Source organism: Paraburkholderia sp. J7 (genome assembly GCF_905220155.1).
Lineage (GTDB): Bacteria > Pseudomonadota > Gammaproteobacteria > Burkholderiales > Burkholderiaceae > Paraburkholderia.
Window position 1 is genome coordinate 98,947 of sequence record NZ_CAJMYZ010000011.1, and the last position, 13,575, is coordinate 112,521.

Annotated in this window: 16 protein-coding genes; 11 read left to right on the forward strand and 5 right to left on the reverse strand. The window is 64.0% G+C overall.

Features of this window, described 5'->3' with window-relative positions:
* Positions 1-5: 5 nt before the first annotated feature.
* From U5A58_RS19070 to U5A58_RS19100, 7 genes are all read left to right on the forward strand, one after another.
* On the forward strand, positions 6-1,529 hold the full coding sequence (locus tag U5A58_RS19070; RefSeq protein ID WP_321912380.1) for a fumarate hydratase: 1,524 nt from the start codon (positions 6-8) through the stop codon (positions 1,527-1,529).
* Between the two features lie 203 nt (positions 1,530-1,732).
* Entirely contained in the window at positions 1,733-2,212 is a 480-nt protein-coding gene (gene bfr / locus U5A58_RS19075; protein ID WP_233882110.1) for a bacterioferritin, read from the forward strand.
* A 71-nt stretch (positions 2,213-2,283) separates the two neighbouring features.
* Positions 2,284-3,144, forward strand: coding sequence for a glutamate racemase (gene murI, locus U5A58_RS19080; RefSeq protein ID WP_415774254.1), 861 nt, complete (start codon positions 2,284-2,286; stop codon positions 3,142-3,144).
* 363 nt (positions 3,145-3,507) lie between these two features.
* Positions 3,508-3,762 carry a bacterioferritin-associated ferredoxin gene (locus U5A58_RS19085; protein ID WP_321962711.1) on the forward strand — a complete coding sequence of 85 codons (255 nt, stop codon included), beginning with the start codon at positions 3,508-3,510 and terminating at the stop codon, positions 3,760-3,762.
* A gap of 288 nt (positions 3,763-4,050) precedes the next feature.
* A complete protein-coding gene (locus U5A58_RS19090; protein WP_321936075.1) occupies positions 4,051-4,782 on the forward strand; it encodes an energy transducer TonB in 732 nt (243 codons plus the stop codon).
* A gap of 47 nt (positions 4,783-4,829) precedes the next feature.
* Positions 4,830-5,576: a MotA/TolQ/ExbB proton channel family protein gene (locus U5A58_RS19095; protein ID WP_321912387.1), complete on the forward strand. Its 747-nt coding sequence runs from the start codon at positions 4,830-4,832 to the stop codon at positions 5,574-5,576.
* An 18-nt stretch (positions 5,577-5,594) separates the two neighbouring features.
* Positions 5,595-6,014 (forward strand): ExbD/TolR family protein, encoded by a 420-nt coding sequence (locus tag U5A58_RS19100; RefSeq protein ID WP_133183537.1) that lies wholly within the window; start codon positions 5,595-5,597, stop codon positions 6,012-6,014.
* A 429-nt stretch (positions 6,015-6,443) separates the two neighbouring features.
* On the opposite strand, the gene U5A58_RS19105 is transcribed toward U5A58_RS19100, so the two are convergent.
* A complete protein-coding gene (locus U5A58_RS19105) occupies positions 6,444-7,484 on the reverse strand; it encodes a LysR family transcriptional regulator (RefSeq protein WP_321912390.1) in 1,041 nt (346 codons plus the stop codon).
* A gap of 121 nt (positions 7,485-7,605) precedes the next feature.
* Here U5A58_RS19105 and U5A58_RS19110 point away from each other — a divergent pair, with 121 nt between their 5' ends.
* The 4 genes from U5A58_RS19110 (at position 7,606) to hemP (ending at position 9,984) form a co-directional block, all read left to right on the forward strand.
* Positions 7,606-8,487 (forward strand): pirin family protein, encoded by an 882-nt coding sequence (locus U5A58_RS19110; RefSeq protein WP_321962620.1) that lies wholly within the window; start codon positions 7,606-7,608, stop codon positions 8,485-8,487.
* A 136-nt stretch (positions 8,488-8,623) separates the two neighbouring features.
* A complete protein-coding gene (locus U5A58_RS19115) occupies positions 8,624-9,022 on the forward strand; it encodes an OsmC family protein (protein ID WP_321962621.1) in 399 nt (132 codons plus the stop codon).
* Positions 9,023-9,060: 38 nt separating this feature from the next.
* Positions 9,061-9,546 (forward strand): SRPBCC family protein, encoded by a 486-nt coding sequence (locus tag U5A58_RS19120; protein ID WP_321912395.1) that lies wholly within the window; start codon positions 9,061-9,063, stop codon positions 9,544-9,546.
* A 177-nt stretch (positions 9,547-9,723) separates the two neighbouring features.
* On the forward strand, positions 9,724-9,984 hold the full coding sequence (gene hemP, locus U5A58_RS19125) for a hemin uptake protein HemP (RefSeq protein ID WP_321912397.1): 261 nt from the start codon (positions 9,724-9,726) through the stop codon (positions 9,982-9,984).
* A 340-nt stretch (positions 9,985-10,324) separates the two neighbouring features.
* Here hemP and U5A58_RS19130 read toward each other — a convergent pair whose 3' ends face one another.
* From U5A58_RS19130 to U5A58_RS19145, 4 genes are all read right to left on the reverse strand, one after another.
* Positions 10,325-10,732 (reverse strand): GlcG/HbpS family heme-binding protein, encoded by a 408-nt coding sequence (locus U5A58_RS19130; protein ID WP_321936077.1) that lies wholly within the window; start codon positions 10,730-10,732, stop codon positions 10,325-10,327.
* A 130-nt stretch (positions 10,733-10,862) separates the two neighbouring features.
* On the reverse strand, positions 10,863-12,290 hold the full coding sequence (locus U5A58_RS19135; RefSeq protein ID WP_321962622.1) for a 4Fe-4S binding protein: 1,428 nt from the start codon (positions 12,288-12,290) through the stop codon (positions 10,863-10,865).
* Positions 12,287-13,132, reverse strand: a complete 846-nt coding sequence (locus tag U5A58_RS19140; protein ID WP_321962623.1) for an FTR1 family iron permease — start codon at positions 13,130-13,132, stop codon at positions 12,287-12,289. Before U5A58_RS19140 ends, U5A58_RS19135 begins: the two co-directional genes overlap by 4 nt.
* Positions 13,133-13,184: 52 nt before the next feature.
* Entirely contained in the window at positions 13,185-13,538 is a 354-nt protein-coding gene (locus tag U5A58_RS19145) for a cupredoxin domain-containing protein (RefSeq protein WP_321912406.1), read from the reverse strand.
* Positions 13,539-13,575: the final 37 nt, after the last annotated feature.

A 13,575-nucleotide genomic window follows, 5' to 3' on the forward strand; every position in this document is an offset into this window, starting at 1 on the left:
TAGCCATGACCGTCATCAAACAGGAAGACCTCATCCAGAGCATTGCGGATTCGCTGCAATACATCAGCTACTACCATCCGCAGGACTACATCGAGGCACTCGGCCGCGCGTACGAGCTCGAAGAGAGCCCGGCCGCAAAGGACGCGATCGCGCAGATCCTCACGAACAGCCGCATGTGCGCCGAAGGCCGCCGCCCGATCTGCCAGGACACCGGCATCGTCACGATTTTCGTGAAGGTCGGCATGGACGTGCGTTGGGACGGCGCCACGATGGGCGTGACCGACATGATCAACGAAGGCGTGCGCCGCGGTTACCTGAACCCGGACAACGTGCTGCGCGCCTCGATCGTGAGCCCGCCCGAAGGCGGCCGCAAGAACACGAAGGACAACACGCCGGCCGTGATCCACTACGAGATCGTGCCGGGTGACAAGGTCGACGTGCAGGTGGCGGCCAAGGGCGGCGGCTCGGAGAACAAGTCGAAGTTCGTCATGCTCAACCCGTCCGACTCGATCGTGGACTGGGTGCTCAAGACCGTGCCGACGATGGGCGCGGGCTGGTGCCCGCCGGGCATGCTCGGCATCGGCATCGGCGGCACCGCTGAAAAGGCGATGCTGATGGCCAAGGAATCGTTGATGGAGTCCATCGACATCCAGGACATCATCAAGCGCGGTCCGAAGGACTGGATCGAAGAGCTGCGCGTCGAACTGCACGAGAAGGTCAACGCGCTCGGCATCGGCGCGCAGGGTCTGGGCGGCCTCGCCACCGTGCTCGACGTGAAGATTCACGCGGCTCCCACGCACGCCGCTTCGAAGCCCGTCGCAATGATCCCGAACTGCGCCGCCACGCGCCACGCGCACTTCGTGCTCGACGGCTCGGGCCCGGCCAAGCTCGAAGCGCCCTCGCTCGACGCGTGGCCGAAGGTCAACTGGGAACCGAACACGGAAACGAGCAAGCGCGTTGACCTCAACACGCTCACGCCGGAAGAAGTCGCTTCGTGGAAGCCGGGCCAGACGCTGCTGCTCTCGGGCAAGATGCTCACGGGCCGCGACGCCGCGCACAAGCGCATCGCCGACATGCTCGCGAAGGGCGAGAAGCTGCCGGTGGACTTCAAGAACCGCGTGATCTACTACGTTGGCCCGGTCGATCCGGTGCGCGACGAAGTGGTCGGCCCGGCAGGCCCCACCACGGCCACCCGCATGGACAAGTTCACCGAACTGATGCTCTCGCAAACGGGCCTCATCTCGATGGTCGGCAAGGCCGAGCGCGGCCCGGTCGCGATCGAGGCGATCCAGAAGCACAAGGCGGCTTACCTGATGGCGGTGGGCGGCGCGGCTTACCTAGTTTCGAAGGCGATCCGCGGCTCGAAGGTCCTCGCGTTCGAAGACCTCGGCATGGAAGCCATCTACGAGTTCGACGTGCAGGACATGCCGGTGACGGTCGCGGTCGATTCGTCGGGCACCTCGGTCCACAAGACCGGCCCCGCCGAATGGCAAGCAAAGATCGGCAAGATTCCGGTCGCCACGGTTTGATGCTCGCCTGATGCCTGTTTAAAAACCGGGGCCTCGCGCCCCGGTTTTTATTTGCGCCGCGAGAAAGCGTACTGAGATTAATTCTCAGCACACAGTAAATCGCCGATATTTACCGCAATTCAACGTAGATTCGGCCTTGGCTTTTGTGTATTGAGCGTTTATTGTTGGAAACCAGCCACCGCCCCACAAAGAAAGGAAAGACTATGCAAGGCGACAAGAAGGTCATCGAATATCTGAACGCGCAGCTCAAGAACGAGCTCACGGCTATCAATCAGTATTTTCTGCATGCCCGCATGTACAAGCACTGGGGCCTCGAGAAACTCGGCAAGCATGAATATGACGAATCGATCGGCGAAATGAAGCATGCCGACTGGCTCATCGAACGTATTTTCATGCTCGACGGTCTGCCGAACCTGCAAGACCTGCACAAGCTGCTGATTGGCGAAGAAACCAAGGAAATCATCGAGTGCGATTTGAAGCTCGAACAGATTTCGCAGTCCACCTGCAAGGAAGCCATTGTGTATTGCGAATCGGTGCGTGATTTCATTTCGCGCGAAATCTTCGTGAAGATTCTCGACGACACCGAAGAGCATATCGACTGGCTCGAAACGCAGCTCGACCTCATCGGTAAGATCGGCATCCAGAATTACCAGCAGTCGGCCATGGGTTCGGTAGAATCCTGATCGCACGCCTCGCGGCTCGCGCGCATCCGTCCGCCTTGCGGATGCGCACCCACCCTTTTGCACCCGTCTCCGTGAACCTACCGGCCTCTTCCAGCGCTGCGCCCGTCGGCATCTTCGACTCCGGTCTCGGCGGCCTTTCGGTGCTGCGCGCCGTGCGCGCGCTGCTGCCCGCGGAACGGCTCGTGTACGTCGCCGACTCGCGCTACGCGCCGTATGGCCAGCGCGACGACGACTTCATTGCCGACCGCACGCTCGCGATCTGCGAATGGCTTGTCGCGCAGGGTGCGAAGGCGCTGGTGGTGGCCTGCAACACGGCCACGGCGCAGTCCATCGCGCTCGTGCGCGAGCGGCTCTCCGTCCCGCTCGTCGGGGTGGAGCCTGGGATAAAGCCGGCGGCGCTGGTTTCGAAATCGCGCGTGGCCGGCGTGCTCGCCACCCAGGTCACGCTGCGCAGCGCACGCTTTCAGGCGCTCGTGGAACGTCACGCGGCCGACTTGCGCGTGCTGTGCCAGCCTGGCCATGGCCTCGTGGAAGCCGTGGAGCGCTGCGACATTAGCTCAGCCGAATTGCTCGCGCTGCTGCGCGCCTACGTCGAGCCCATGCTCGACGCGGGCGCCGACACGCTCGTGCTCGGCTGCACGCACTACCCGTTTCTCGACACCGCGATCCGCTCGATCGTCGGCGAACGCATGACGCTCGTCGACACGAGCGTCGCCATCGCGCGCCAACTGGAACGCGTGCTCGACCAGCACGGCCTGCGCGCGGGCGGCGAGCCTGCAGGCGCGGGCGCCGACGACATTCGCTTCTGCTCGACGAGCGACGGCGCGCATTTGCATGAGCTGGCCGCCGCGCTGCTGGGGCTCGACGCCAATGTCGAACGCGTGGTCATCCCCTCGCGCCGCACGCGGGAACTCGAAGCGAACGCGGCCTGACGCGCCGGCGCTACACCAGGCGCAATTCCAGAGTTTGCGATTCGCGTTTCGCAGGGTGTTCTCGTTTCAACCCCGTTTCTGCGCGCCTGACTCACCGCCCGCGTACCATCTGGCTCCTGCCCGAAGCCCGCTAGCAAGCTCCATCGCCGCTACCCAAACCTACGGGGCCAGCGCCACGGCTGACCGCTTGCCGGCCCGTTCGGCGCCTTGGCGAGCGTCCCTCTCTCGTCCGTCATTTCCTGACCCAAAGCAAAACCCCTGCTAAGCATCCGGTTTTGTTACAAAAAATCCGTCTACCCGCTTGCCAAACCCAGCAAACATAATGATAATAATTCGCATTAACTCTCTCTATTGCGGTCCATCATGATTGTCTGCGTTTGCAAATCCGTCTCCGACCGGACGATCCGCGCCTCCATCGAGGAAGGCATGGATTCTTTCGACGAGCTGCAGTTCGAGCTCGGCGTCGCGACCTGCTGCGGCAAGTGCGAAGAATCCGTTCGTGACGTGATGGCGCAAAGCGGTGTTTGCGCGAGCCGCTGCGGGATGACGCATCCGGTCGCCCCCGCCGTAGTCCCTCATGCGGTTCCGCTCACGTTTTACGAGCGCAAGGCTGCCTGAAGCCATGGCGCGCATCCAGCCACCGATGCGCGCCCGCCCCGTCCGCCCGCTTAGCCAAAGGCGCCTCGCGTGCCAGGCGCCGCGGACGTCAAATCGCCGCCGACAGCAAGCCCGTCTCCCGACCAGCCAGCTACCGCTCGTGACCCTCAAAGGAGGTCGTGATGGAATTGCTGATCGGATTCGTAACGACGCTGTGCATCTCGCTGTTGATCTTTCGCAAATAAAGCTGCCCGACACGACGCGCCGGTTCGCCTGCGCGCCGCTGTCCGCATGGCAGCCACGCTAAACATGCAGGCTTTCCAAACCACCGCTGGCACGCTGCCGTCTTCCACTGTTCACGTCAATCGCCGTGTCGTCACGGCGAGCGCGATCGTGGTCGCGCTGCATGCCGCGCTCATCGGCGTCGTGCTGATGAAGCGCGAACCCGTGACGCCCGTCGCACTCCAGTCGCAAACGATGACGGCCGAACTGCTCAAGCCCGAGCCGGTCGCCGCCCCCGCTGCGATTCAGTCCACGCCCACGCCGCCACCGCCCAAGCCGGTCCCGCACGTGACGCGCGAAAAGCCGAAGGTGCAGCCCAAGCCCAAGCCGACTCCGCTGCCCGTGGCCGAAGCGCCCTCGCAGCACGCGATCGAGTCGGCCGCGCCTAGCGCGCCAACGCCGCCGGCTCCCACGCCGCCCGCGCCCGCACCGCAAGCCGCCGCGGCCACCGACGCCAAGCCGACCATGGCGCTTTCGGCGCCCAAGAACGTATCGCACCTCGACTGCCGCATCGTGCAGCCCGACTATCCGACGCTCTCGCGCCGGCGCGGCGAAACGGGCACGGCCTTCGTGCACTTCGTCGTGGGCCTCACCGGCAAGATCGAGAACATCGAGTTGAAGAAGTCGAGCGGCTCCGCCCGCCTCGACGACGCCGCGCTCGACGCGATGCGCCAAAGCTCGTGCAAGCCGTACCTGGAAAACGGCGAAGCCGTGCGCGCGGCCTACACGCAACCCTTCGAGTTCAGCCTGAACGATTGACCGGCTGAAGTCACACGCTTTCATGAATTGAATAAAGAGGACTAACAATGCAGAACTACGGTATCGCCCACGTCTGGGCGCAAGGGGATTTCGTGACGCGCGGCATCGCGCTCGCGCTGTTGATCATGTCGGTGCTGTCGTGGTGCGTGATCGTCGTGAAGGGCTGGAACGTCGCGCGACTCAAGCGCCTCACGAAGAACGCCGAGCAGCAGTTCTGGCACTCGGACGATCTCGCCGACGGCGTGAAGAAACTCGGCAGCGGCTCGCCTGAAGACAACCCGTTCCTCGCGCTCGCGCTGTCGGGCCAGGAAGCCGCCGATCATCATCACCAGACGCAGCCGCATCTGCACGACCGCATGGACGTGTCGGACTGGGTCACGCGCTGCCTTAAGGACACCATGGACGAGTCGGTCGCGAAGATGCAAAGCGGCCTCGCCATTCTTGCCTCGATCGGCAGCACGGCGCCGTTCGTCGGCCTGTTTGGCACGGTGTGGGGCATCTATCACGCACTGCTTACGATTGGCGCAACGGGCCAAACCTCGATCGACGCCGTGGCCGGCCCGGTGGGTGAAGCGCTCATCATGACCGCGTTCGGCCTGTTCGTCGCCATTCCCGCCGTGCTGGGCTACAACGCCCTCACCCGCGCCAACAAGGCAATCGTCTCGAAGCTCAACCGCTTCGCGCACGGCCTGCATGCCTTCTTCGTGACGGGCGCGCGCCTCTCCTCGACGGCCCGTGGCCAGTCGAAGGAAGGCAACACGGGCAACCTGCGTGTTGCTGCGCGCAGCCATTAAAGAGCGGAGGCAAGCATCATGGCGATGAGCCCCTTTGCCAGCGACGACGACGATGGCCTGATGAACGAAATCAACATGACGCCGCTCGTCGACGTCATGTTGGTTCTCCTGATCGTTTTCATGGTGACGATTCCCGTGATTCGTCACGCCGTGAAGATCGACCTGCCGCACGCGAGCAGCCAGAAGGAAGACACGAAGCCCGCGCAGATCAATATCTCGATTGAAGCGGACGGCACGGTGCTGTGGGACGGCACGCAAGTGGACGACGCAGCGCTGAACCAGAAGATCGCGGCCGCGGCGCAAACCACGCCGCAGCCGGAACTGCATTTGAACGCGGACCGCAAGGTGCAATACGAACGCGTTGCACAGGTCATGTCTGCGGCGCAGAGCGGCGGCCTCACGAAGCTTGGCTTCGTCACCGACCCGGCGCATCACTGAGCGGTTCGCTGCGTGCGTGATTGCGCGCAGCACGCTTAATTCAGCGGTACAAAGTAAAAGGCCTTCATCGTCAGATGAAGGCCTTTTTTCGTGCGCACGCGGCGCATTCGGGCGGTGGCGGCGACTCCCCGACAATCGATCGGTTCACACCGGCACATGCGACTGCCGTGGGCAACACGGACTGCGCTTTCGGCCCTGAAGGCCCACTATGATAGCGGCCATCAATTCCCGCTCAAGACCGGTGCTTGGCGAGAAGGACTTCAATATATTCCTCTCGCTTCACGCCTACAAGAGTTAGGCCATTGAATGTAGCGATGGCTGGTCACGCTTGAATGCCTAAAAACAAATGGCGCTATACGTAATGCACGAATGCACTGCGCAGCAAGCCAAGCTTCATACAAGCGCACGCGCGTGCACGTTCGCAAAGCTTCATGCCGTTTCGATCTTGCTGGCGCTCTTTGTGCGTGGCAGCCCAACCTGCGCGCTCGGTGTGCTCTGCCCTTCTGCCTTCGCTGCAAGCGCGGCAACGTCGCTTCTGAGCGGACACTCCTGCTGCAAGCTCTTATCGGCATCGAGCACTTCCACGAGGTAATCGACGAAGGCGCGCACGGCGGGAACCATACCCTGACGCGAGAGGAATACCGCATAGAGTTGCGGCACCGGCAACGTCCAGCCCGGCATCACGGGCGAGAGCTTGCCCGTGCGCAGCGCGGCGCCATACATCATCTCCGGCAATGCAGCGATGCCAAGGCCTTGCAAGGCGGCCTCACGGATCGTCGTGAGATCCGCGGTGATGAGGCGCGGCTCGTGTTCGTGTGAATGACGCGTGCCATCGGGTGCGATGAGCTGGAACACGTGGCGTCCGTCGCCCGTGGGTGTATCGAGCGTTTCGAAGCGCGAAAGGTCCTCGGGGGTGAGCGGCGGCGCGTTCTGCGAGAGCAGGCTCGGCGCACCCACCAGCATCTGCTCGGTGCGCCACAACGGCCGCACCACGATATTGGCGTTCTGCGGCGGCTCCGAGCGCACGCGCAACGCGATATCCACGGAATCTTCGAACAGGTCGATCACGCGGTTCGTCACGCGCATCACCACCCGCACCTCGGGGTAGCGATGCATGAATTCCGGAATCACCTGCGAAAAGATGGTCTGCGAAAGCGTGACGGGCACACTCACGCGCACCGTGCCGCGCGGCGACGAGCGCAGCGACTGAACGACGTTCACCGCGGCCTGCGCCTCGGCGAGCATCGCACGGCAATGCTCGTAGAAGAGTTCGCCCGCCTCCGTGAGCGCGAGCTTGCGCGTGGAGCGCTGCAACAGGCGCACGCCGAGCGAGGCCTCGAGTTCGCTCACCCGCCGCGACAGACGCGACTTCGAGATGCCGAGCACGCGTTCGGCAGCGGAAAAGCCGCCATGCTCGATCACCTGCGAGAAGTACATCAGGTCGTTGAGGTTATGCGAATCGATTTTCATGTCGTCGTTCCAGCGATGGGACAATCCATTGCGATGAGGCCGTAAAACAGGCCAAATTGGGTACCTATAATAGCGGTTTGTTTCGCATATAACGCAATTCCCACAATTCGAGGTGAGATCCATGACCACGACCCGCACGATCGAACGCGTTTATCCCGCAGTTCGCACCACCGAGGGTGGCGGATTCATCGTCCATCGGCCGTTCCCGACCCGCCAGTTGATGGACTTCGATCCGTTCCTGCTGCTCGACGAGATGGGCCCCGTCGATTACGCGCCCGGCGAGGCCAAGGGCGCGCCCGACCACCCGCACCGCGGCTTCGAAACCGTCACTTACATGGTCGAAGGCCGCTTCGGCCATAAGGACTCGGCGGGCCACTCGGGCACGCTGCGCCCCGGCGACGTGCAATGGATGACGGCTGGCGCAGGCGTGATCCACAGCGAAATGCCCGACCCCGAATTCACGCGCACGGGCGGCCGCATGCATGGCCTGCAGCTGTGGGTGAACCTGCCCGCGCGCGACAAGATGATGGCGCCGCGCTACCAGGAACTGCCCACGGAGCAAATTCCGGTGGGCCGCTCGAAGGACGGCAAGGTCTCGGTGAAGGTCATTGCCGGCGAAGCGCTCGGTGCAAAGGCCGCAATCGAAACGCGCACGCCGATTCTCTACCAGCACTTCACGCTCGCGCCCGGCGCGCGCGTGGAGCAGCCGGTGCCGAGCGAATATCGCGTGTTTGCATACGGGCTCTCGGGCACGGGTCTGTACGGCCCCGAGTCGCAAGCCATCGATGCCCAGCAGATGGTGACCTTCGCGAGCGACGGCGACACCGTCACGATCGCCGCTCCGGCCGACGCGAGCGCGCCGCTCGAGGTGCTGCTGATCGGCGGCGTGCCGCTGAACGAACCGGTCGTGCGCTACGGCCCGTTCGTCATGAACACGGAGCAGGAGATCCGCCAGGCGGTGCTCGACTATCAGGCCGGGCGCATGGGACGCATCGCTCACTGAAACCGGGGCGAGCGCCGCAGCGGGTTCTGTCGCATCGCCACAGGCACGCCCGCTTTCCGTCACAATAAGGTTTCCGGAGCGCGCACCGCTGGTCGCGCGCCCGTCCCTCTTTAACCGTCCCGCCCGCGAGGAGCGCATGGCCGAACCCGCAGTCACCGCACACATTGGCTCGACGAACTATCAGGTCCAGTTCGACGACGGCACCCACACCTGGATCGCGGACGAACCCGCCTCGCTCGGCGGCGGCGACCGCGGACCGTCGCCCTTCTCGCTCTTGCTCTCGAGCCTTGGCGCCTGCACTTCCATCACGCTGAAGATGTACGCGCAGCGCAAGGAGTGGCCGCTCGAAGGCGTACGCGTGAAGCTCACGATGGAAACCGGCAGCGAAGGCACCAGGATCGACCGCCAGATCGCGCTCGAAGGCGCACTCACCGAAGAGCAGCGCGAGCGCCTGCTGCAGATCGCCAACGCCTGCCCGGTCCACAAGGTGCTCACGAACACGATCGTGATCCGCACGGGCCTCGTCGTCGCTTGAGCGTCGGCGCAAGGACACAAACACAGGAAGGCGCCGCCTTGAATTTCGAACACCTCATCCAGATCAACGATCCGCTGAACCCGCTCGTCGAGGCCATGACGCGCGAGCAGCTGTGGGAAGGGCTGGTGCTGCGCGCCGAGCAGCCGCAGCTCTTCGTGATCGGGCTCGACAGCTGCACGATCCTCTCGCGCACCGAGAGCACGATGGAGCGCGAGCTGCACTACGGCCACGCCACGGTGCGCGACCGCGTCACGCTCACACCCAACGAGAGCGTGCGCTACGACATCATGGCAACGCCCGAGTACGTGGGCGGCTCGCTCACGATGACGATCGAGCAGCCCGATCCGCTGCAGCTCTTTCTGCGCTTCGAGTACCGCACGACGCTGCCGACCGCCGACACCGAGGACGATCGCCAGACCTCCGAGATCGTGAAATCGGCCTATCGCGAGTCGGATATCGACACCGTGCGGCTCATCCGCCAGTTCGTGCAAGGCGACGGCAACGCGCCGAACGCGCTGCACTGAAGGCCCCCGGCGTTTGTCAAACCGCCTTGCGCGGGATGGCAAACGCCGATTCATGACGCAACGCCCGCTTCGGCTCAGGCTATCGGCGTTCGATTTCGATGAATATCTCGTAGTTGTAAATGTGAACGATTATCATTTAGAATCATTCCATCGAATCGAGACAAAGACGTCACGTTCATGACCGAACTGAACCGCACCTCCACGCTAAGCTTGCGCCGCAACGGCAGCTCGGCACTGACCAGCGCACGGCCCAAACCTGCCGTCGCTCAGCCGAAGCCGCGCAAGATCGCCGAAACGGCGGCCGCCGCGCCAGGCGACGAGCGCAAGCTGGATAGCGCGGCGCTGCTGCAAGGCCGCAGCCATGTGAGCATCATGCACAACGGCGAGACGTATCAGCTGCGGGCCACCCGGCTCGGCAAGCTGATCCTGACGAAATAGGAAACCGCGAGGTTTCAACCGGGTATTGTGGGGACCGCCTCCTCTGAGAGGCGTTGGGGCATTAGCCAGCAACGACGGCTTGCACGCGAGATCTAGACCCCTTCGTGCAGACATCCTTCAAGCTTCAAGCCAGCCGTCGAAGCAAGCCACGCCATTTTTTTGTTCTCACACCTGTGTCGATCCGGAGTTGGCGCTTCAGCGCTTACTCCGGCCCCATGCAAAGCACGGAGTGGCGCGCGAAGCGTGAGCCGCCCGAGGCTATGCACCCCGAGCAAAAGCCGCGGCACGGTCCGCGGCTTTTGTTTTTTTGTGGCGCCGCTACGCGCGGCGATGGATGCGCTTACTCGACCCCAAGCGCCACAATGCCGGCACGCGCAATAGCCGCATCCTGATCGGACTTCACGCCCGACACCCCTACCGCGCCAATGACATCGCCGTTCACGATCACGGGCACGCCGCCTTCCAGCATGCCGGTGAGCGGCGCGCTGAGAAACGCCGTGCGGCCCTGCTTGATGACGTCCTCGTAGACCTTGCTCTCGCGGCGCCCTAGCGCGGCGGTGCGGGCCTTGGCTACGGCGATCTCCGAGGTAATGGGCGAGGCGGCGTCGAGCCGGCGTAGATACAGCAGATGGCCGCCATCATCGACGATGGCAATCGTCACGATCCATTCATTCGCGCGGGCGTGCGCAACGGCTGCGTCGGCTACCCGGATCACGTCTTCGTCGGTCAGTACTGCTCGCGTTCGCATGCGTCTCTCCGAAGAGTCAAAAACCGGGTTTGGCAAGATAGCCAACCCGGTCTTTGAGAGTAACCCAGACTTGTGCCGCGACGCGCTGATGCCTCGTATGTCGGCTATATCAGCGGCAGACGAAGAAACGTCAGCGCACCCAGCCCCAGAACATGAGCCACCACGCGCTGTCCACCACGGCGAGCGCGAGCGCGAAGCCCGCGAACGCCAGCGCGCGCTGCCAGAACCGCGAGCTGTAGCGGCCCGTCACACGCCAGGCGAGCCAGGCGCTCCAGAGATTCGTGATGACGAGAATCGCAATGCGCACCTCGGCGGCCCAGTCTAGCGGCACGTGCTCGGCGCGCAGAAGCGAGAGCGTCGTGGCCGAGAGGCCGAGGAACACGCCCGCGCCCGCCAGAGGAATCAGCGACTGCGCGAAGTGATGTAGGCGCCGCATCTCGAAACGTCCGAGCACGGCCGTCGAGCCCGCGAGAATCACGAGCAGCGCCGTGCCATACACGAGCGCCGTGGCGACGATATAGCCGACGATCATCGTGCCGTCGAGCCACGAGAACACGTCGTTCTGCTCCGGGTAATGCGTGAGCAGGAACCACGGCGCGTTCGTGTCGAGCGGCCATGTGATGTCGCGGTCGATGAGCCAGCCGGCGAGCCATTGCTTGATGCCGATAAACCACGGCGAGCCCGTCCAGTGGAACGCGCCGATCGCCACACCGAGCAGGCCGTAGAGAATCAGCGCGGTGTCCCACGGGTTCGCCTGGCTGTCGCCCAACTCGACCACTTCTTCCCCGGGCGAGCGCCACGAGAGCGCAATGGCGTCGCGATGGCCGCTGCAGCGTCCGCACATGTGGCACTGCGCGGCGCCCTTCATGTTGCGCAGCGGCACGAGCGGCGCGCAGTTCACGGGAATCACGCGATGCCCGCCGTGCTCGCCGTGCGTGTAGGAGTTGCGCCAGGCGTCTTCGTCGACCTTGAAGCGAAACGGCGCGAGACGCGCGAGAAGCGCAAAAACCCCGTTCACGGGGCAAAGATACTTGCACCAGACGCGCTTCTCGCGCCCGTACAGAAAACCGATCACCATCGCGCCGAGCGTCGAGCCGCCCAGCACCAGCAGCACCGCCTTCGGGTACTGGTAGACGCTCACCATCTGACCGTAGATCGTGGTGAGGCCAAAGGCCACGAAAGGCCAGCCGCCCCAGCGCATCCAGCGCGGAATCGCGCGGCCGCGCCCGAACTTGCTGGCGAACTCGGTGAGCGCGCCTTCGGGGCAGAGCACGCCGCACCACACGCGGCCGAGCATCACCATCGAGAGCAGCACGAACGGCCACCAGATGCCCCAGAACACGAACTGCGCCGCGAGCGTGAGGTTGTTCCACAGGTGCGCCGTGTCGCCGGGCAGCGGCATTGCCGCCGGCACGAGAATCAGGAATGCGTAGACGGCGACGACGACCCACTGCACGGCGCGGATCGCCGCGCCGTGACGTTGCATCCACTGACCCGCCTGGGCGAGCTTGCCAAGGCGACCCGTTGCCTTTGCCGGGCGAGCGGATGCACAACTCATGCTGCCTTCCTCTTCGCGACCACGCCCGCGCGGCCGGTGGCGCGCCGCACGAGGAACCACACCACGAGCCAGTACACGGCGTAGGCGATCAGGTTCATGAGCGCCGGATGCGCGCGGTAGCCCGTGAGCGTCGCGACGAGCGAGCCGAAGGTGCTCGAGTCATCGAGGATTGCCGAGGAGTTCCACACCTGGTCGACGATGGTCGGCAGGATTTCCTTGTCGATCAGCTTGTCCACGCCGGTCTGGAACAGGCCCGCGCCGAGGAACAGCAGCATGATCTCGGTGATGCGGAAGAAGTGCCGCCACGAGAAGATCTTGCCGCCCAGCTGAAGCAGATAGAACGTGAGGAACGCCAGCGCGAGGCCGATCAGCACCGCGAGATACTGGCTCGCGTCCACATGGCCCGACTGACCGAAGCCGAGGCCGTAGAGAAAGATCACCGTCTCGCTGCCTTCACGCGCGATGGCCAGCGCGACGAGAATCGTCACGCCCCACCAGTTCGCGTCGCGCGTGCTCTTTTCCAGCGACTCTTCCATCTCGCGCTTGAGCGTGCGGCCGTGGCGTTTCATCCACAGCACCATCTGCACGATCAGCACGCACGCCACCAGCACCATGCCGGTCTGGAAGTAGTCCTGCGCGTCGCCCGACAGCACTTCGGTGAAGCCGACCAGCGCCGCGCCGAGCGCGACGGCGGCAACGATGCCGAGCGCCACTCCGCCCCACAGGTACGGCACGCCGCGCCGCGCGTCGGCGTCGCCGTTTTTCAGCCACGCATAAAGAATCCCGACGACGAGCAGCGCTTCGACGCTCTCCCGCCACACGATGAACATCACCTGACCCATTCAACACCTCCTGCTACCGGCGCTACACGCCAGCGGCCTTACTTCGCTACGCTTATTTCGCGACGATCACGCCCTGCGCCTGCTGGTGGAAATCGTCGAAGAACTTGTACTCGCCCGGATCGAGCGGCGCGATCACAACGAACGAATCCGCGCCGGGCGCCAGCACCTTTTCCTTGCGCAACTGAACGCTCTCGAACTCCGCGGCGCCCTTGCCCGTATTGCGCACCTCGATCTTGATGCGCTTACCCGCCGGCACTTCGATGCGCGCGGGGTTGAGCTTACCGTCGTTCATTTCGAGCTTGAACGTGGGCAGATCTTCGGCGTGCGCGATCGTGGCCACGCCCGCGAGCGACACCGCAAAAGACGCGCTGAGCGCGAGTGCCGCAAACTTCCGCTTTCCAGTCATGGGTTTTACCTGCTCCTTGCTGCCATTCATGCGGCGG

Bases quoted from the DNA above. Each gene is read 5' to 3' on its own strand.
- U5A58_RS19110 (WP_321962620.1), top strand. From the start codon at position 7,606: ATGACCACGACCCGCACGATCGAACGCGTTTATCCCGCAGTTCGCACC.
- U5A58_RS19105 (WP_321912390.1), bottom strand. From the start codon at position 7,484: ATGAAAATCGATTCGCATAACCTCAACGACCTGATGTACTTCTCGCAG.
- U5A58_RS19100 (WP_133183537.1), top strand. From the start codon at position 5,595: ATGGCGATGAGCCCCTTTGCCAGCGACGACGACGATGGCCTGATGAAC.
- U5A58_RS19145 (WP_321912406.1), bottom strand. From the start codon at position 13,538: ATGACTGGAAAGCGGAAGTTTGCGGCACTCGCGCTCAGCGCGTCTTTT.
- U5A58_RS19070 (WP_321912380.1), top strand. From the start codon at position 6: ATGACCGTCATCAAACAGGAAGACCTCATCCAGAGCATTGCGGATTCG.
- U5A58_RS19085 (WP_321962711.1), top strand. From the start codon at position 3,508: ATGATTGTCTGCGTTTGCAAATCCGTCTCCGACCGGACGATCCGCGCC.
- hemP (WP_321912397.1), top strand. From the start codon at position 9,724: ATGACCGAACTGAACCGCACCTCCACGCTAAGCTTGCGCCGCAACGGC.
- U5A58_RS19130 (WP_321936077.1), bottom strand. From the start codon at position 10,732: ATGCGAACGCGAGCAGTACTGACCGACGAAGACGTGATCCGGGTAGCC.
- bfr (WP_233882110.1), top strand. From the start codon at position 1,733: ATGCAAGGCGACAAGAAGGTCATCGAATATCTGAACGCGCAGCTCAAG.
- U5A58_RS19140 (WP_321962623.1), bottom strand. From the start codon at position 13,132: ATGGGTCAGGTGATGTTCATCGTGTGGCGGGAGAGCGTCGAAGCGCTG.
- U5A58_RS19095 (WP_321912387.1), top strand. From the start codon at position 4,830: ATGCAGAACTACGGTATCGCCCACGTCTGGGCGCAAGGGGATTTCGTG.
- U5A58_RS19115 (WP_321962621.1), top strand. From the start codon at position 8,624: ATGGCCGAACCCGCAGTCACCGCACACATTGGCTCGACGAACTATCAG.
- U5A58_RS19090 (WP_321936075.1), top strand. From the start codon at position 4,051: ATGCAGGCTTTCCAAACCACCGCTGGCACGCTGCCGTCTTCCACTGTT.
- U5A58_RS19135 (WP_321962622.1), bottom strand. From the start codon at position 12,290: ATGAGTTGTGCATCCGCTCGCCCGGCAAAGGCAACGGGTCGCCTTGGC.